This is a genomic window from Ruegeria sp. HKCCD7221, from assembly GCF_013031225.1.
Lineage (GTDB): Bacteria > Pseudomonadota > Alphaproteobacteria > Rhodobacterales > Rhodobacteraceae > Ruegeria.
Genome location: NZ_WPZE01000001.1, coordinates 1,034,467 through 1,050,988, shown reverse-complemented (window position 1 = coordinate 1,050,988; position 16,522 = coordinate 1,034,467). Strand labels below are relative to the sequence as shown.

Genomic DNA, 16,522 nt, shown 5'->3' with positions numbered 1-16,522 from the left:
GTCCGGTGACGCCTTAGTCACCGGCGACGAAGGTGCATAATTGCCATTGACCGGCCTCGGACTTGGCGAATGCGGCGCGATACCCGACCATCGGCCAAAGGAACATGCTGTGCATGTAGCCCTGGCCGCCATCGGTCAGCAAAACCTGCTGGTATTCGTCAATCTCGGAATAGTCCCGGACTATGACGACCTCATGGCTGATCAGATCCAAAATGGGCGCGCCCCGGTTTGCAGACTGGCGCAAAGTCACGTCCGCAGCATTGACGAAATAAGCCATATAAGGGTCTAGCGTGGCGGGCAGGGTGATCTGCCACTGATGCGGCATCCAGAACTCACCATCTTCGTCGAAATAGCCGGGCTGTAACAAGGTGTTTTCAAGATCGGACCAATAGGCCTCGCCTCCTTGGTCCGACACGGTGGCCGGATCGGGGGCCAGAAGCTCTCGGAACTCTTCGGGGCCGCCATTCCCGCCGTGGCTAAGATAAATGTCAGGACAGGCCGCAGCTATGACCGCGTCAGCGTCACGCGCTTTGACCTTGGTCAACAACTCGGCCCGAAACGCCAAAAGGCTTGGGTCTTGGTCAGCCTCATCCACAGGGGGAAAGGTCTGGCGATCCGCCAGCGCCGGACCGCAGGCAAACGCGGCAACAAGCAGAAGTGGCTTCATTCAGCGGCCCTCATCGCCGCTTGGGCGCAAAAGCAGGATGCGCCGACGGCACGGTCGGCGCGGGCAAGTGCCAGATCCAGTCTTTGGCTGATTTGCTTGATCTCGTCGACCTCGCCACGCGCTTTCAGGCAATCGTGCAACCCCTTAAGGCTCCAGACATTGTCTGGATGGATCGAGGCGCGGCTAAGAGTGCCGCCCAGTCCCAAATCTTCGCGATAAACAGCTTCAGCTTCGGCAGTGTGGCCCTGTTCGAACAACAACGCGCCCAATGCGTGACGGGTCGGCTGCATCCAGCCCCACGGCTCATCATAAAGCAGGTTGTCGTCCAACTCGACCGAGCGTCGCAGATGGGCATAGGCCACATCGTAATTACGCTTGCGGTACTCAATCTCGCCCCTCAGCATCTCCTGCGCGATCTCCAGCAGGTCAGTAACACGGTTGTTGTGCATCAGCCGGGTGTCGGGGACGCGGGCCTTGGCAGCAAGAAAAAGCTGTTCCTCGGCCTCGGCTTCGGCCACCTGTCCCGTCGCTGCAAAAGCGATGGCGCGGGCATAGTAGGTCGTCGCGGTCAGGGTCAGGAACAGGTCGGTGTCTTCTGGTGGTTCAAGCGCCTTGGCCTCTTCCCAGCGGCCAAAGCGGATCAGGATGTGAGGGCCCATGGACATATAGCTTTCGAAGTAGTCCGCCATTGGCGGGCTTTCGATGCGCAGCATCTCTTCGGGTGTGGTGTCCCACATGCCCTGATTGGCGCGCAGGGCCGGCTCGATCTGACCCAGGAACAACGCGCCGTAGATGACAAAGTGATAATCGTGCTGGCGATAGCCTGTGTACACGTTGAAAGCGCCCTCGCGGTCGTAATACTTAAGGTCTGCCTCGATCGCCTTTTCGTTCCAATGAACGACGTTTTGATAGTGACCGCACAATACGTCGATATGGGTGGGCATATGCACCAGATGGCCCGCATCAGGCACCAATGTTCGCAGAACATCCCCTGCTTTCAACGCTTTTTCGGGGGTTGGCGACATTTCCATCAGGTGCACATATAGATGGAGAAGGCCGGGATGAGACATGGCTGCTGGATCGTTCGCCATCGCATCTTCCAGCGCTTTTTGGGCTTCAAGCGTCGCAGCACCCTCAGCTGGTTTCCCCGACTTCAGGTCCCACATCTGCCAAGGTGTGAGGTTCAGGAGCGATTCAACATAGATGGTACGCAGGTCCAGATGGTCAGGTCGTTCAGCAAACGCCGCGCGCATTGCGTCTGCAAAGTCATAGTCCCATTGGTGCATATCATCCGTTGGGTCGTCCTGCGGATAACGCGTGGGCAGGGCGTGGATCAGTGCCTGCTCGACTGGGGTACAGCCATCGACCAAAGCAAGCGCCCGTTGGGTCGCGTCAAATGCCAACGTCAGCGCCTTCTTCTTGCCGCGGTCATCCAACAGATTCCACGGCACATTATAGTTCGGACCGGCGGAGTAGGCGACGCCCCAATGTGCCATTGCGCAATTCGGATCGGCTTCGACCGCTCGCTGGAAACAGGCTACGGCCTCATCGTGGTTATAGCCGTAGGTCCAGACCAACCCGCGGTCGAACCATAGCTGCGCTTCGGCCGAGGCGGTGGTGACCGTGCAGGTATGGGTTCCCAGATCGTAATAGTCGCTCATTGAAAATCTCCACTCGGGTTGAGCGGAGGTTAACCTGATTCACCGGGGGTGCACAGATCAGGCTGGCAATCTGTTTTCGATCCGACCCATGTGCAGCATTAGGCCAAAACCCAGTGTGCTCATCGTCAGTATCCCGGTTGCCAAAGGTGCGATTGATCCGTCGAACAGCAGGCCAATGGGTGCAGCGATCGCCGCGGCAAGAACCGTTGAGATCGCTCCGATGACCGAGGCCGCCATGCCAGCGATATGGCCCATAGGTTCCATCGCGATGGCGTTGAGGTTGCCCATGGTCATGCCCGCCATAAAGAATACGGCGGTTTGCCAGCTAACGAATACGGCGAATGACAGGGTCGGTGACAGGTCCATGCTGTTCAGAACGATGACCGAAGTCGTGAAAACGATCTGCGCACCCAGAACCCACGTCACGATCCGGCGCATTCCCAGACGGATTACAAGGGCTGCGTTCAGCAGGCTCGCAGAGCCGGACATAAGCGCCACGAAACCGAACCAGAAGGGAAAGCTTTCGGCGCTGTCGTGGATAACGTCATAGATCGGCTGCACCATGGTCAGCATGGTGAATAGCATCCCAAGGCACAGGGTCTGCACCATAATCGAAACCCTTACCGTTGGATGTGCAAACATCTGGCGCGCCGCGTCCAGCATCAGCGGCAGACGCAAAGGACGTCGGTTTTCAGCAGCCAGAGATTCCGGCAGGCGCAGCCCCATCCAGACGATTGTGATCAGTGAAAACAGCACAAAAGACGCGAAAATTCCGCGCCATCCGGTCAGTGCGATAATTCCGGCGCCCATCATTGGCGCGATGGCTGGAACCAGCGTAAAGATCATCATCGCGATCGAGACAATACGGGCCATTTCGCGGCCGGAATACAGATCCCGGATAATTGCCATCGCGACAACGCGCGGGGCGGAACAGCCGATACCCTGAAAAATCCGCGCGATCAGCAGCATCTCAAGCGAGGAACTGGACCATGCCACCGCCGCCGACAGGATATACAGTGCAGAGCCGACGTAGATGACTGGTTTACGCCCGAATGCATCAGACAACGGACCGGTAAAGAATGTCCCGATCCCCATCCCCAGAACGAATGAGGTCAGGATCAACTGCGCTTGGTTGATGTCATCCGGGCTGAGCTGCGCGCCGATTTCGGGCAGGGCGGGCAGCATGGAATCGATCGAGAACGCTATTGTTGCGAACATCATCGCGACAAGTGCGACGAACTCTCCTCGTGACATACGACCGGCCATTGTGCCCTCCTGACCTGATCGCGCTATCACGGTAGGTCAGGTGGCACCAGAGACTAAATGTGCACAGAGGGCTGTGCTAATTTGCAGGGGAAGCCTCAAGTTGAGACATGATTTCACCGATCACGCGCTCCCACATTTCAGGAGGTTGGGCGCCGGGAACCGCGTGCTGGTTGGCGACGATGAAGGTCGGGACCGAGTTCACTCCCATCTGGCGCGAATGCGTGTCGCGGTCACTGATGTCCTGACGATCAGCATCTGATTTCAGCAGTTTCAGCACGATCGCAGCGTCCATACCGATACCGTCGGCGATGTCCGCCAGAACCTCGTGATCTCCGATGTCGCGTGTCTGAACGAAATAGGCGTCGAACAGTGCGTCGACCGCCGCGTTTTGTTTCCCTTCGATCCCGGCCCAGTGGATCAGGCGGTGGGCGTCCAGCGTGTTGGGAGTGCGCTTCATCCCTTCAAAGTCGATTTTCAGGCCAGCGTTTTCAGCGTGCTCAACAACCGGGGCGTAGGCACGGACAGCACCTTCTTTGCCGCCAAACTTGCGTTCCAGATATTCGCGGCGGCCCATGCCCTCGTCCGGCATGTCTGGATTCAGTTGGAAAGGGTGCCATTCGATGACAAAGGGGTGATCTGGGATCGCGGCCAGCGCCTTGTCCAGATGGGTCTTGCCGATATAGCACCACGGGCAGATCGGGTCGGACATGATGTCAAGCTTGACGGTCTGGGTCATTCGGTGGTCGCCTTGAAATAGGCCGGAAGCGCCCGGCGCAGGAGTTTGCCGTTGCCGCCAGTGGGCAGCTCGGGCAGGTGGATAAAGGCGCGCGGTTGCTTGTAGCGCGCCAGATTTGCTTCCACATAGGTGCGCAGGGCATCTTCGTCCAGCTTTTCCGGGCCTGTATAGAAGGCTGCTATCAGGAATGTGCCCTGTTTCACCTCGACGGCGGCGGCACCTGCCTGCGTGATGCCGGGGTATTGTGACAGCACGGCCTCAACCTCGACAGGGGACACGCGGTACCCGCCCGCGTTCATCATATCGTCGTCGCGGCCCAGATAAGTTATCTGCCCATCCACAGCCATCGCGCCCTGATCGCCGGTCAGAAACCAATCGCCCTGCATCCGCGCCTGCGCTTCGTCCGGGGCATTCAGATAGGTTAGCATCAGGCCAGGATCCGAGCGGTGGATGGCGATGGTGCCCTCGGTTCCTTGCGGGACTGGACCATCTGGCCCAAGGATGGCCACGCGCCGGCCGGGCTGCGGTTGGCCCAAGGCCTCACCCCGCGCGGGGTGTTCGGGGCTGGACGAGATGAAGGTCGAGCATTCGGACATGCCATAGGCCTCAAACAGTTCGGTCCCTGTGGCGTGTTTCCATTGTGTATGAAGCGTGGGCGACAGCTTCTCACCTGCGCAGAGCCCATGCCGTAGGTGCGGCAAGGTTAGCTGATCGGTCGTTCCGACGATTTTTCGAAAGACACCCGGTGCGGCCGCGAAAATAGTGGCTTGGTGGTCACGCAGAAGCGCAGGAAGGGTGGACAGATCGGTTCCGGGCTCGGGGATCAACGCTGTCGCGCCGATCGTCCACGGGTCCATCAAACCCGTGCCCAATGTGTAGGTCCAGTTGAACGCTCCGGCGTGGCACAGGCGGTCATTTTCGCGTAGACCGTACCACCCATCCACCATCATCTGCCGGGCCCAGATTGCGCGATGGGCGTGTGCGACAGCCCGAGGTTTCCCAGAGGTGCCCGAGGTATAGACGACGTAAGCCATCCTCTCGGGATCGCCCATCTGGAATGTGGCTGGGGACAGGTCCCGCATGGCGGTCAGATCGGACAAAGTGATCTGCACAGGATGGTTGGCGCAGGCCACGGTCAGGTCACGCAGAACGGCTGCTGGCTTTAGGTCTTGGATGATCTTTGCGGTTTCGGGTTCGGTCAATTGGGACGAGGTCGGCACAGGTACGATCCCCACCGATATCGCACCCAGATAGGCGATGGGGAAGTCGACCGTGTTGCCCAGCCTCATCAAAGCGATGTCTCCGGGGTTTAGGCCGGACTGCAGCAAACCAGTTCCGGTGCCAAGAATGGCGCGTTTCAACTGTGCGTATGACCAGTGTTGCGCCTTGGTCGACCCGACAACTGACAGGGCGGTTTTGTCGGCCAGCCGATTGGCCTGACGCAATACATGCGCCGCCAGATTGAACGGGGATGGACAGGCCAAAGCAGGGCCTTGATCGAAGACAGAAAGCATAGCGACTGGCTAACGCGACGTCTGTTCCGTTGCAAGCAGGTCAACCTGGCCCTATAGAATTGCACATGAGTACGCACGAACAGACATCCCTGATCCGATTGGCCCGAGACTCGGGCGAGCCCGCGGAGGTTGAGCCGCTGGACCTTGGCGCCCGCGTGCGCGAGCTGCGCAAGGCGCGCAAATGGACGTTGGAACAAGCGGCAACTCAGGCAGGGTTGGCGCGTTCGACACTCAGCAAAATCGAAAATGGCCAGATGTCTCCGACCTATGATGCGCTGAAAAAGTTGGCGACCGGGCTTGAGATTTCAGTGCCCCAGCTCTTCACCCCGCCACAGCGGGAACAGGTGATTGGCCGTATGGCCGTCACCCGGATGGGAGAGGGCACAGCCCATCCCACGACGACATACGAGCACGAGTTGCTGGCCGAAACGCTGACGAAAAAGCAGATGCTGCCCTATCGGGCGCGTGTGCGGGCGCGGTCGATGGACGAGTTCGAGGGTTGGGTTCGCCACGACGGGGAAGAATTTCTTTACGTGCTTACAGGCGTTGTACGTCTGTACACCGAGTTTTATGAACCTGTGGAAATGCGCCGCGGCGACAGCGCCTATTACGACGGCAGCATGGGGCACAACGTGGTGTCTGTCAGCGACGAAGACGCGACGATCCTTTGGGTGACGTCACTTAGTTAACGACCGGCTGAATTCTCGGTTCAGGCCTTCCGTGAACAGAAAGTCCTCAAGCTCTTCGTGGGCTTCGTTCACTGTCAGGTGGTGACGTTCTGCAAGGTAAGCCTCAAATCCTTTGCGATCCTTGCTGAACAGCGGCTTGTCCTTGTCGCGCAGGTTTGGAAAGCGCCGTTTGGCGCGCGAATACATTGCGTCCCAGTCTTGCGTCAGGTCATTCCAGTTCAACATCTGCAAGCTTTCCGGTTTCCAGGTTTCAAAGCTGCTCGGCCATAAACAGGGTACGAAGAGGCATGGGTCGTCAGCGCATGACAAAATGTCGCACCCATTTCCGATCTGCTGCAAGGATCAAAATGCCCGTTGCAGGCAATCCGCAACGGGCATACGGACCCAAGTTTGGAGTGAGTGGGGGCTGGTCCGTAAAAGGCGCACGCTGCGAGGCTGAGAAAAGGCTATGTTCCGAAATTCAAAGCAATAATCAGGTCGCGCAAAGCGCTATAATGCAGCAAGGCTACAACGCATGGATGCATTGCGTAAAGCTTTTTGTGCGAAGTTTTTGTTTATTAACTCAAATTAGTATCCGTACCAATCTGTAGTAGCCGTCCCAATTTGTGACGCAAGATGTTGGGCCTATTGGCGCGTGTGCCGTTTTTCGCCGAAAAGCCGAACGCAATTGAATTCCGCCTGAAATCGGGTCTGGTCCGTGCGTTTGCGTTACTCTTCGAACCACCAGACCTGCGGCATATACTCGGGCCCGTCGCCGTAAATTGGCAGGGTTTCCGGTTGCTTCAGTTCTTTGGCGTGCGCGATCCGCCCGACGTCGAAATTCCAGATCGGAATGACGTATCGTCCGGCTGTCAACACGCGGTCCAAGGCGCGGGTGGCGGCAACGAAGTCCTCATGGCTTTCTGACGCAAGCATGGCATCAATTAATCCGTCCACAGCAGGTGAGGCCACGCCCATCAGGTTGCGGGTGCCGGGCGTATCGGCATTTTCACTCCCCCAATACAGCCGTTGTTCGTTGCCCGGCGATAACGAGAGGGCGCGTCGGAAAAACGTCATGTCAAAATCCAGATCTGAGGTACGCCCGGTGAATTGCGCGCTGTCTACCTGTTCTGTTGATACTTGAATCCCCAGACGTTCCAGCGCACGGCTATAGATCTCGATGGCGGTCTCGCCTTCGCTGTCGCCCTGTTGCAGCAACACGTTCAGCGTGAACGCATCACCGTTTGCGTTGCGAAGGACGCCGTCCTGAATGGTCCAGCCTGCTTCAGACAGCAGCTTGGTCGCTTTACGGATGTTTGACCGGTTGCGGGCCGAGCCGTCACCTTCCGGCAGGACGTATCCCTCAAGCGTTCCGGGCGGCAGGTCTGCCGCGTAGGGTTGAAGCAGCTCTTCCACGCGGCCTGTCGCTGCGCCAGGTTGCATGGCGAGATCGGAGCCCGAGAAATAGGACGTGATCCTGGGCTGCGCCCCGCCGGTGATCGTGTCGTTGATGAACTCGAAATTGAAGGCTAGCGTCAGGGCTTCGCGAACGCGCCAGTCGTCGAACGGCGCTTTGCGGGTGTTCATGACATATCCGGTCATGCCCGATGGCTTACCATGAGGGATTTCGGTTTTTACTACATCGCCGCGCTGAACGGCTGGGAAGTTGTACTGTGTTTCCCACTTGTCTGCGTTGAACTCGCGCACGGCGGTCAGCTCACCAGCTTTGAAAGCCTCAAACAGAACGGTGCCGTCCCCGTAGAATTCGATCCGCATCTCATCAAGGTTCATCGTACCCTGACGGAAGGGAACATCGCTTCCCCAGTAATCGGGGTTACGTCGCAGGTTGACGTATCGTCCCGGCTCATAGCTGTCGATCACATACGGGCCGGTGCCGACGGGAATATCGTGCAGCGTGGCATTGGCAAAATCCTTACCGTCCCACTGTGCCTTTTGCAGGATCGGGCGCAGACCGGCGATCAAGGCCAGTTCGCGGTCGGGCTCGTTGAATGTGATCCGCACGGTGCGCGGGCCGGTTGCTTCGATGCTGTCGATCTTGCTCCAAAGACCGCGATACCGCAGATGCCCTTCGGTTCCCAAAATCTCATACGACCAGATGACATCATCAACGGTGACGGGTGTGCCGTCCGAAAATTGTGCCCCTTCGCGTAGTGTAAATTCGACCCAAGACCGGTCCGGCGCCGTCTCAACTGATTCGGCTAACAGGCCATAAAGTGTGAAAGGTTCGTCCCAAGATCGCCCCATCAGGCTTTCATGCGTCCAAAACCGCAACTGCCATGGGGAGGTCCCTTTTTGCACAAACGGGTTCAAACTGTTATAGCCGCCCGTATTTCCGAAAACGACTTTTCCGCCTTTGGGCGCGTCGGGGTTTGCGTAAGGCAGAGACACAAAATCCGGTGGTAGGGCGGGCTCTCCGTACATAGCTATGCCATGCGCCGATTCTGCGCTGGCGATTGCGGCCCCCAAAAGGAAAGTGATTCCCGTGATCACTGGGCGTGCGGGTCGTAGAAAATCGGGGCTCATTTTGGAAACAATCCTGCTCTGGCCTTATTTTGTTGGGATTCATCGTACCGATGATTTTTCTTCTTTTCAAACTTTTAGCTTGGACGAAGGCGTGGAATTGCTTATAAAGGGTGCACTGCTCGATAGGTTTCTTGCCTGTATGAAACCTGCCTCAATAACTTAACGCCCGCTTCGTGCGGGCGTTTTTTTTGGCCGAGTTTTTGTCAATCCGTTCCGCAAGGTCATTCTTCGTTTTCTTTGCACGTGCAGCATGGCACTGTGTCGCCGATACGGATTCTAAGGGAGAGCGGCCATGAGCCTTAAGGGAAAAACGGCAATCGTAACGGGGTCGAACTCAGGGATCGGATTGGGGATTGCCCTTGAATTGGCCAAGGCTGGCGCAGATGTGGTTCTGAATTCCTTTACCGACCTTGACGAAGATCACGCCCTTGCTGCGGAAATCTCTCAGGAGACTGGCACCAACGCGCGCTATATCAAGGCAGATATGTCCAAGGGGGACGAATGCCGCGCCCTGATCGAACAGGCCGGGGCTTGCGATATCCTTGTTAATAACGCGGGTATTCAGCATGTCTCGCCGATCGACCTGTTTCCGGTCGACAAGTGGGATGCAATCATTGCGATCAACATGAGCTCGGCCTTTCACACGACTGCCGCCGCTTTGCCGATGATGCGAAAGGCAGGATGGGGTCGTGTGGTTAATATCGCGTCGGCGCATGGGCTGACCGCCTCTCCTTATAAGGCGGCGTATGTCGCTGCCAAACACGGGGTCGTGGGGATGACGAAGACAATTGCGCTTGAGACCGCGCAGGAACCAATCACCTGCAACGCGATTTGTCCGGGCTATGTGCTGACGCCTTTGGTGGACGCTCAGATTCCGAACACGATGAAGGAATACAACATGAGCCGCGAGGACGTCGTGAAGAACGTCCTGCTGGAGCGGCAACCGTCGAAAGAATTTGCAACGGTCGAGCAACTGGGGGGCACGACGGTGTTTTTGTGCTCGGACGCGGCGGCGCAGATCACGGGGACGACGATTTCCGTGGATGGCGGTTGGACCGCTTTGTGAGATTACGTGGGGGCGCTGCCCCCACACCCCCGAAGTATTTCTAAACAGAAGAAGGGGTGGGTCGTGAAGAGGATCAATCTGGCTTTGCAAGGCGGTGGCGCACATGGGGCGTTTACCTGGGGTGTGTTGGATCGAATTCTGGATGAAGAGGATATCGAGGTCGCGGCGATCACTGGAACCTCGGCCGGGGCGTTGAATGGGGCGGCGTTCAAATCGGGCATGGTGCACGATGGCCGCGCGGGGGCGCGGGAAAATCTGAATGGTCTTTGGTCCCGGATGGGTGCGGTTGGTGACATGCGCCTTGCCAACTGGATGCAGTCGTTGGAGCCCGCGCAGATCGCACAGGCCATGGAATATTCGCTACCGTTTTCCGTGGGCGATGCATGGTCGAGATTGGTCTCGCCTTATGCGTATGGTCCCTTTTATCGCAATCCGCTTGAGCCCGTGGTGGATCGGTTCAATTTTGACGAGATTTGCGCAGATGACGGGCCGCAGCTTTTTGTCTGTGCAACCTGTGTGCGCAGCGGAAAGATACGGGTTTTTACCGGGCAAGAGGTTTCGACCGGTGCCATTTTGGCCTCGGCCTGTTTGCCGAACCTGTTTCAGGCGGTCGAGATTTTTGATCCCAAGTCCGGCAGAACCGAAGCTTATTGGGACGGTGGATTTACCGGCAATCCGGCGCTTTATCCGTTGTTCAATGGCGATCTGCCTGACGACGTGGTGATCGTGAATATAAACCCGCTGGAACGGGACGAGATACCGCGGACGCGGCAGCAGATTCAGAACCGTATCAATGAGATCAGTTTCAATTCCTCCCTGTTTCGAGAGCTGCGCGCGATCAGCTTTGTTCAGCGCTTATTGGCGGATGGAAAACTAAAGGCCGGAGAGATGAGCCGCGTTCTGGTTCACATGATCGCAGATGATGATCTTATGAATGATTTGTCGGTGGCCACCAAGACCGTGCCAAACCCGGTCGTGTTGCACAAACTCAAGGATGCAGGGCGCAGAGCCATGGATCGGTTTCTGGCGGAGCACAAATCCGACCTTGGCACGCGCAGCACGGTCAATCTACCCGAAATGTTCGGCTGATCACTCGGGCGGCTGCGACGGGTCTTTTTCGTTTGGATAAACAAGACCTGCCGAAATCACTAGTTTGGCCGCGTCCTCGATCGACATGTCCAGCAGGATCACGTCCTCTTCCGGGAAGAACAACAGAAATCCGGAGGTCGGGTTGGGTGTGGTTGGCACAAAAACACTCAACAGGTTGCCACCGGTTTCAGCGCGGTCGCTGACCTCACCCCGCGCAGTGGTCGAGACAAATCCGATCGCCCAGATGCCCCGGCGGGGATATTGGATCAGGCAGGCTTTTTCAAAGGACCGTTCCGTCTGGGCAAACACCGTTTCCGATATTTGCTTGATCCCGGAATAAACCGAGCGCACCACCGGCATCCGGTTCACAAGGCTTTCGGCAAAGTGGATCAGCGAGCGGCCAAGAATTCCTTTGGCAATCCAGCCGACAAGCACGGTGAAGATCAGGAAGATCACCACGCCCACGCCGCGCAGGTTCACCCCCACATATTCCGAGGGTTGGAATTTCTGCGGGATCAGCGGCAGGACTGCGCTGTCGATCCAGCCCACCACGGACCAGATCAGCCAGATGGTCAGCCAGACCGGAGCGATGACAACGATGCCCGTCAGAAATGACGCGCGCAGCCGGGAAAACAGGCCCGGTCGGCGGTGAGGTTCTTCGTCAAAGGGCGTGTTCATTACGGTCCTGCGTGTTTGCCAATTTAGTTAAGCAGTCCGGGGCTTTGGTACAATAGCTTTGCTCACTCGGACAGGGCACGGGCGATGCCGGCGGCCAATTTTGCGTTATTTCTGACCAATGCGATGTTCGCGGTCAGCGACCGCCCCTCGGTCTGTTCATAAATGCGCTGCAGTAGGTAGGGAGTAACGTCTTTGCCGGTGATCCTGTGTGCGTCGGCATCAGCCTGAGCCGAAGCGATGATCGGGGCCAGTTCCAGCGCCGGGATTTGATCAGCGGCGGGGATCGGGTTGGCGACCAACTGGCCGCCGGGCAGGCCAAGGGCGCGACGGGTGGCGTGGGCCTTGGCGATTTCTGCTGCGCTGTCCATGCGCAATGGCGCTGCGTAGGGAGATTGCGCCGACCAGAAGGCGGGGAATTCGTCCTGGCCATAGGCGATCACGGGCACGCCCAGCGTTTCCAACACCTCGAGCGTTTTGGCCAGATCAAGGATCGCTTTGGCCCCTGCTGCCACCACGGTCACCCGGGTTTGCGCCAACTCATGCAGATCGGCAGAGATATCGAACGAGGTTTCAGCCCCTTGATGCACGCCGCCAATGCCGCCGGTGGCAAAGACCTCGATCCCGGCATATTGCGCGGCGATCATCGTGGCGGCAACCGTGGTGGCGCCGGTTCCACCGGTGGCGATGCAAGCGGCCATGTCGGCGCGTGAGATTTTGGCGACGCCCTGCGCTTGTCCCAGTGCCTTTAGTTGGTCGGCCTCGAGCCCCACATGCAGCTTGCCTTTGATCACCGCCATGGTGGCGGGTACTGCGCCTGCGTCACGGATATCTTGTTCGACCTGCGCTGCGACCTCGATATTCTGCGGGTAGGGCATGCCGTGGGTGATGATGGTGCTTTCCAGCGCAACAATGGGGTGGCCCGCGTCTTTGGCGGCGCGCACTTCGGCCGAGTATTGGATGTCGATCACAGTGGGGTTTCTCCGGAAACGTAAGTGGCGGCGGCGTGCAGGGCGCGGGTCAGGGCAGCGTCGGGGGCGGCCCCGGCGGCCTCGGACGCGATATGCGCCGCCATGAAAGTATCGCCTGCGCCGGTCACACGGGTGACCAGAACGGACGGGGGTGTCTGGGTCAGGATTTCATCCGAGGTGCCGACAGTGGCAGAGTTACCGCCATCTGTGACCAACACCCGCAACGCGCCCCGGTCTAGCAGACCTTTGGCGGCGCTTTCGGAATCGGCAAACTCGCGTTGGCACAGAATGCCAGCTTCCTCAAGGTTCACGTATAACGTGGCGCGAGCGTGTTTGAGGAAGGGCAGCAGGCGCTCGGCCTTGCCGGGTGAGGCGGGAGCTACGCGCAGGTCGGCTTTGGCGAAGGCTGGGCTTTGGACGATTTCTTCCAGCAGGGTCAGTGTCAGGTTGCCGTCCAGCGCGATCGGGCCTTCGAACGGAGTGTTCTCGTAGCCCAGTGGCCCGTGCATCAGGGGTCGCAGAATTTTGGCCCCCGCAGCCTCGAGCGAGTGCGCGTCGGCGATGGCTGCGATCAGCCCGTTTGCCCCTTCGACGGCCATGTAACGATCGGTCGGCAAGTCCTGTGAGCGATAGACGTGATCCGTGACCATGCCCAGCCGGGCGCAGGCATTAACCAGCTCATCCCCTTCGGGGTCACGGCCAATGGCGGTCAGCAAGGTGGGCGTCATGCCGAACCTTACCAGCGTTATGGCGATATTCATCGCCACGCCGCCAGGCAGGCGTGTAATCCGCCCCGGTACGTCTGATCCCTGCCGCATGGCGCTGGCCGAGCGTCCGATCACGTCCCACAGGACCGAGCCGATACACAGGATGTCACTAGTCTGAGTCATGCCCGTGTCATGCCGCAGCGTCACAGTAGGTGCAAGGGTTAACGCTCACATCGCGTCGGTGAGCGTCTTCAGCGCGGCGACCGGATCGTCTTGCGACCAAATTTCGTCCCCGATGCCAAAGAAATCGGTATGGGGGGCGAGGTCACGGATCAGGTCTGGGGTCAGGCCGCCTTCGGCCACGACCGGAACCTCGATCATCTCGGACCACCATTGGAACAGGTCCTTTTCAGCGATGCTGCCATCACCCAAAGCTGACGAGCCGACCGGGCCAAAAGCCACGTAATCCGCTCCGTTTTCGCCTGCGGTCATGCCGTCATGGCTGGAGGCCGCGCAAAAGCTGCCGACGATGGCATCTGGGCCCAGTTCTTTGCGTGTAGCCCGGACTGATCGGGCACCATCATCCAGATGTACCCCGTCCAAACCCAGCCGTTGCGCAAGCAGGACGTGGTTTGAGATGACGATGGCCACATCCCGCGCATGGGCAACCTCGCGGCAGGCATCAGCGGCGCGGGCGATGGTGTCTTCGTCGCTGCCCGCCAAGGCCAACCGGATGCAGGCGATTTCGGTGCTGTCCAGCACGCGGCCCAATTGCTCGGGGAAGGTACTAAGCGCAATGGTCGGAGGCGTAATCAGGTAAATCTGCGGCTGCTCGGGGGTGTCCATGGCGCGTCCTTCAGTTTTCAGTTCTCGGCGCGGTTTAGCGGATTGAGCGGGGGAAGCAAACTTTTTAGCCTGCCGAGCGGGTATTTGGGAACAGAAGAAGCAGCGGCGGCTTGCCCTAATCAGGCGGGGCGATTAGAGCAGGCGGAACTTTCGGAGTAAGGTATGCCCAGCGATCAACCTCAGCCTTCTTTTGTGCTTGTGCGCCCTCAGATGGGGGAAAACATCGGCGCCGCCGCGCGCGCGATGTGGAATTTCGGGCTGGACCGAATGCGGATTGTGGCGCCGCGCGATGGCTGGCCGAACCCCAAGGCCGTTGCCATGTCCAGCGGGGCTGGGCGGTTGCTGGATGAGGCGCTGTTGTTTGACGATCTGGCTGGGTCGTTGGCGGACAGCACGTTTGTCTTCGCCACCACGGCGCGCCAACGGGGGCTGACCAAGCCGGTCTACAGCCCCGAGCGCGCGATGCAGATCGCCGCTGAAAAGGTCGCGGCGGGCGAAAAGGTTGCCGTGCTGTTCGGCCCCGAACGCGCCGGGCTTGAGAATGAGGATATTGCCAAGGCCAACGCCATCATCTCGGTCCCGGTGAACCCCGAATATGCCTCGCTCAACCTTGGGCAATGTGTGTTGCTGACTGCCTATGAGTGGATGCGTCAAAGTGCCGATGTGGTGCATGAGGCCACCGATCTGGGCAAGGGTGACTGGGCCACGGGGATCGAGGTCGAAAAGCTGGTCGAACATTATGAGGACCGGCTGGACGAGGCAGGCTTTTTCTATCCCCCCGAAAAGGCCGAAGGCATGAAGACCAACCTGCGCAACCTTTGGTCTCGGATGCGGCTGACGCGGGCGGATGTGCAGATGCTGCACGGGATCATGCGGCAGATGGTCCGCTGGAAGGACAAGGGCTGAGGCTGGACCTATCTTCCGCTTCACCCTAGCGTGCGACGAAACAAGGACATGAGGACAGCATGAGCGGCAAGCGCAGCATCTTCGAAGAGGTCTCGGGCGACCAGAAACAAGAGGCAATTCAGCCCGGTATGATCGACCGTGGGCGTGGCGGTGCACGCAAGGCGATCCGGGCTTGGCTGATGATGCTGTTTGCGCTGGTTGTGATCATGATCGCCGTGGGCGGTCTGACGCGCCTGACCGACAGCGGCTTGTCGATCACCGAGTGGCGGCCCTTCACCGGGGCAATCCCGCCGATGTCCGAAGCCGACTGGCAGTCCGAGTTCGACAAATACAAGGAAATCGACCAGTGGCGCATCCAGAACCAGTGGATGGAATTGGACGATTTCAAAACGATCTACTGGTGGGAATGGGGCCACCGCCAACTGGGCCGCGTGATTGGTCTGGTCTGGGCAATCGGGTTCTTTGGCTTCCTTGTGGCGCGGAAAATTCCAATTGGTTGGACGGGTAAGCTGCTGATTCCCGGTGCTTTAGGTGGGGTTCAGGGGGCCGTGGGCTGGTGGATGGTCGCCTCGGGCGTAACGCAGGGCGAGGGTATGACCGCCGTCGCCAGCTATCGCCTGGCTGTGCATCTGGGGCTGGCTTTTGTGATCCTCGGCTTCCTCGCGTGGTACATCTTAGAGCTAGGCCGCGAAGAACGTGATTTGATGCAGGCCCGCCGCGCGAAAGAGGCGAAATTGTTCTCGTTATCGACTGGCCTAATGCACTTTGCGTTCCTGCAAATCCTGATTGGCGCTTTGGTCGCGGGGATCGACGCGGGGCGGTCCTATACCGACTGGCCTCTGATCGGTGGGCAGTTTTTGCCGCCCGATGCCACGATGCTGGAGCCGATGTGGCGTAACTTCTTCGAAAGCCCCGGGTTGGTGCAGTTTATTCACCGTTGCGCGGGCTATCTGCTACTGATCTTCGGCGTCATCATCTGGCGACGGGGTGGCACCAGTGCGCATCCGCAGACGCGTTTCGCCTTTAATGCCGCCTTTGCGGCGCTGGCGCTGCAAGTGGTGATCGGCATCGTTACCGTGGTCTATGCCGCGCCGTGGCAGATCGCGATCTTCCATCAGTTCATGGCCGTTGTCGTCTGGACACTGATCCTGCGCGCGCGGTTCCTGACCGCTTATCCAATCGCAACCTCGATCCGCGGAGCGTGAC

16 protein-coding genes are annotated in these 16,522 nt (G+C 58.8%); 5 read left to right on the top strand and 11 right to left on the bottom strand.

Annotated features, from left to right (window positions below; translation table 11 throughout):
• Positions 1-13: 13 nt before the first annotated feature.
• From GOX73_RS05190 to GOX73_RS05170, 5 genes are all read right to left on the bottom strand, one after another.
• Positions 14-667, bottom strand: coding sequence for an SH3 domain-containing protein (locus GOX73_RS05190; protein ID WP_171124814.1), 654 nt, complete (start codon positions 665-667; stop codon positions 14-16).
• Positions 664-2,328, bottom strand: coding sequence for a hypothetical protein (locus GOX73_RS05185; protein ID WP_171124816.1), 1,665 nt, complete (start codon positions 2,326-2,328; stop codon positions 664-666). Before GOX73_RS05185 ends, GOX73_RS05190 begins: the two co-directional genes overlap by 4 nt.
• Positions 2,329-2,385: 57 nt before the next feature.
• Entirely contained in the window at positions 2,386-3,594 is a 1,209-nt protein-coding gene (locus GOX73_RS05180; RefSeq protein WP_171124817.1) for a multidrug effflux MFS transporter, read from the bottom strand.
• Between the two features lie 76 nt (positions 3,595-3,670).
• Positions 3,671-4,330 carry a DsbA family oxidoreductase gene (locus tag GOX73_RS05175; protein WP_171121587.1) on the bottom strand — a complete coding sequence of 220 codons (660 nt, stop codon included), beginning with the start codon at positions 4,328-4,330 and terminating at the stop codon, positions 3,671-3,673.
• The gene (locus GOX73_RS05170) at positions 4,327-5,844 is read right to left on the bottom strand and encodes a class I adenylate-forming enzyme family protein (RefSeq protein ID WP_171124819.1); all 1,518 of its coding nucleotides are present in this window, start codon (positions 5,842-5,844) and stop codon (positions 4,327-4,329) included. Before GOX73_RS05170 ends, GOX73_RS05175 begins: the two co-directional genes overlap by 4 nt.
• A 65-nt stretch (positions 5,845-5,909) precedes the next feature.
• Here GOX73_RS05170 and GOX73_RS05165 point away from each other — a divergent pair, with 65 nt between their 5' ends.
• Entirely contained in the window at positions 5,910-6,533 is a 624-nt protein-coding gene (locus GOX73_RS05165) for a helix-turn-helix domain-containing protein (protein ID WP_171121585.1), read from the top strand.
• Here the strand turns inward: GOX73_RS05165 and GOX73_RS05160 are convergent.
• Entirely contained in the window at positions 6,522-6,758 is a 237-nt protein-coding gene (locus tag GOX73_RS05160) for a hypothetical protein (RefSeq protein WP_171121584.1), read from the bottom strand. The two genes, GOX73_RS05165 and GOX73_RS05160, sit on opposite strands and share 12 nt — an antisense overlap.
• Positions 6,759-7,241: 483 nt before the next feature.
• Positions 7,242-9,056 (bottom strand): extracellular solute-binding protein, encoded by a 1,815-nt coding sequence (locus GOX73_RS05155; protein WP_171124821.1) that lies wholly within the window; start codon positions 9,054-9,056, stop codon positions 7,242-7,244.
• A 292-nt stretch (positions 9,057-9,348) separates the two neighbouring features.
• Between GOX73_RS05155 and GOX73_RS05150 the strand changes: the two genes are divergently transcribed.
• On the top strand, positions 9,349-10,122 hold the full coding sequence (locus tag GOX73_RS05150; protein ID WP_171124823.1) for a 3-hydroxybutyrate dehydrogenase: 774 nt from the start codon (positions 9,349-9,351) through the stop codon (positions 10,120-10,122).
• Positions 10,123-10,185: 63 nt separating this feature from the next.
• On the top strand, positions 10,186-11,211 hold the full coding sequence (locus GOX73_RS05145) for a patatin-like phospholipase family protein (RefSeq protein WP_171124825.1): 1,026 nt from the start codon (positions 10,186-10,188) through the stop codon (positions 11,209-11,211).
• On the opposite strand, the gene GOX73_RS05140 is transcribed toward GOX73_RS05145, so the two are convergent.
• The 4 genes from GOX73_RS05140 to GOX73_RS05125 form a co-directional block, all read right to left on the bottom strand.
• On the bottom strand, positions 11,212-11,889 hold the full coding sequence (locus tag GOX73_RS05140) for a DUF502 domain-containing protein (protein WP_171121580.1): 678 nt from the start codon (positions 11,887-11,889) through the stop codon (positions 11,212-11,214).
• Between the two features lie 62 nt (positions 11,890-11,951).
• A complete protein-coding gene (locus GOX73_RS05135; protein ID WP_171124827.1) occupies positions 11,952-12,857 on the bottom strand; it encodes a pseudouridine-5'-phosphate glycosidase in 906 nt (301 codons plus the stop codon).
• A complete protein-coding gene (locus GOX73_RS05130; protein WP_171124829.1) occupies positions 12,854-13,747 on the bottom strand; it encodes a PfkB family carbohydrate kinase in 894 nt (297 codons plus the stop codon). The genes GOX73_RS05135 and GOX73_RS05130 overlap by 4 nt, the downstream gene beginning before the upstream one ends.
• A 45-nt stretch (positions 13,748-13,792) precedes the next feature.
• Positions 13,793-14,410, bottom strand: coding sequence for a thiamine phosphate synthase (locus GOX73_RS05125; protein ID WP_171124831.1), 618 nt, complete (start codon positions 14,408-14,410; stop codon positions 13,793-13,795).
• Positions 14,411-14,572: 162 nt separating this feature from the next.
• Between GOX73_RS05125 and GOX73_RS05120 the strand changes: the two genes are divergently transcribed.
• Complete coding sequence (locus tag GOX73_RS05120) at positions 14,573-15,316, top strand: RNA methyltransferase (RefSeq protein ID WP_171121576.1); 744 nt, start codon at positions 14,573-14,575, stop codon at positions 15,314-15,316.
• A gap of 59 nt (positions 15,317-15,375) precedes the next feature.
• Positions 15,376-16,521 (top strand): heme A synthase, encoded by a 1,146-nt coding sequence (ctaA, locus tag GOX73_RS05115; RefSeq protein ID WP_171124833.1) that lies wholly within the window; start codon positions 15,376-15,378, stop codon positions 16,519-16,521.
• Position 16,522 lies beyond the last annotated feature (1 nt).

Bases quoted from the DNA above. Each gene is read 5' to 3' on its own strand.
- GOX73_RS05190 (WP_171124814.1), bottom strand. From the start codon at position 667: ATGAAGCCACTTCTGCTTGTTGCCGCGTTTGCCTGCGGTCCGGCGCTG.
- GOX73_RS05185 (WP_171124816.1), bottom strand. From the start codon at position 2,328: ATGAGCGACTATTACGATCTGGGAACCCATACCTGCACGGTCACCACC.
- GOX73_RS05180 (WP_171124817.1), bottom strand. From the start codon at position 3,594: ATGGCCGGTCGTATGTCACGAGGAGAGTTCGTCGCACTTGTCGCGATG.
- GOX73_RS05175 (WP_171121587.1), bottom strand. From the start codon at position 4,330: ATGACCCAGACCGTCAAGCTTGACATCATGTCCGACCCGATCTGCCCG.
- GOX73_RS05170 (WP_171124819.1), bottom strand. From the start codon at position 5,844: ATGCTTTCTGTCTTCGATCAAGGCCCTGCTTTGGCCTGTCCATCCCCG.
- GOX73_RS05165 (WP_171121585.1), top strand. From the start codon at position 5,910: ATGAGTACGCACGAACAGACATCCCTGATCCGATTGGCCCGAGACTCG.
- GOX73_RS05160 (WP_171121584.1), bottom strand. From the start codon at position 6,758: ATGTTGAACTGGAATGACCTGACGCAAGACTGGGACGCAATGTATTCG.
- GOX73_RS05155 (WP_171124821.1), bottom strand. From the start codon at position 9,056: ATGAGCCCCGATTTTCTACGACCCGCACGCCCAGTGATCACGGGAATC.
- GOX73_RS05150 (WP_171124823.1), top strand. From the start codon at position 9,349: ATGAGCCTTAAGGGAAAAACGGCAATCGTAACGGGGTCGAACTCAGGG.
- GOX73_RS05140 (WP_171121580.1), bottom strand. From the start codon at position 11,889: ATGAACACGCCCTTTGACGAAGAACCTCACCGCCGACCGGGCCTGTTT.
- GOX73_RS05130 (WP_171124829.1), bottom strand. From the start codon at position 13,747: ATGACTCAGACTAGTGACATCCTGTGTATCGGCTCGGTCCTGTGGGAC.
- GOX73_RS05125 (WP_171124831.1), bottom strand. From the start codon at position 14,410: ATGGACACCCCCGAGCAGCCGCAGATTTACCTGATTACGCCTCCGACC.
- GOX73_RS05120 (WP_171121576.1), top strand. From the start codon at position 14,573: ATGCCCAGCGATCAACCTCAGCCTTCTTTTGTGCTTGTGCGCCCTCAG.
- ctaA (WP_171124833.1), top strand. From the start codon at position 15,376: ATGAGCGGCAAGCGCAGCATCTTCGAAGAGGTCTCGGGCGACCAGAAA.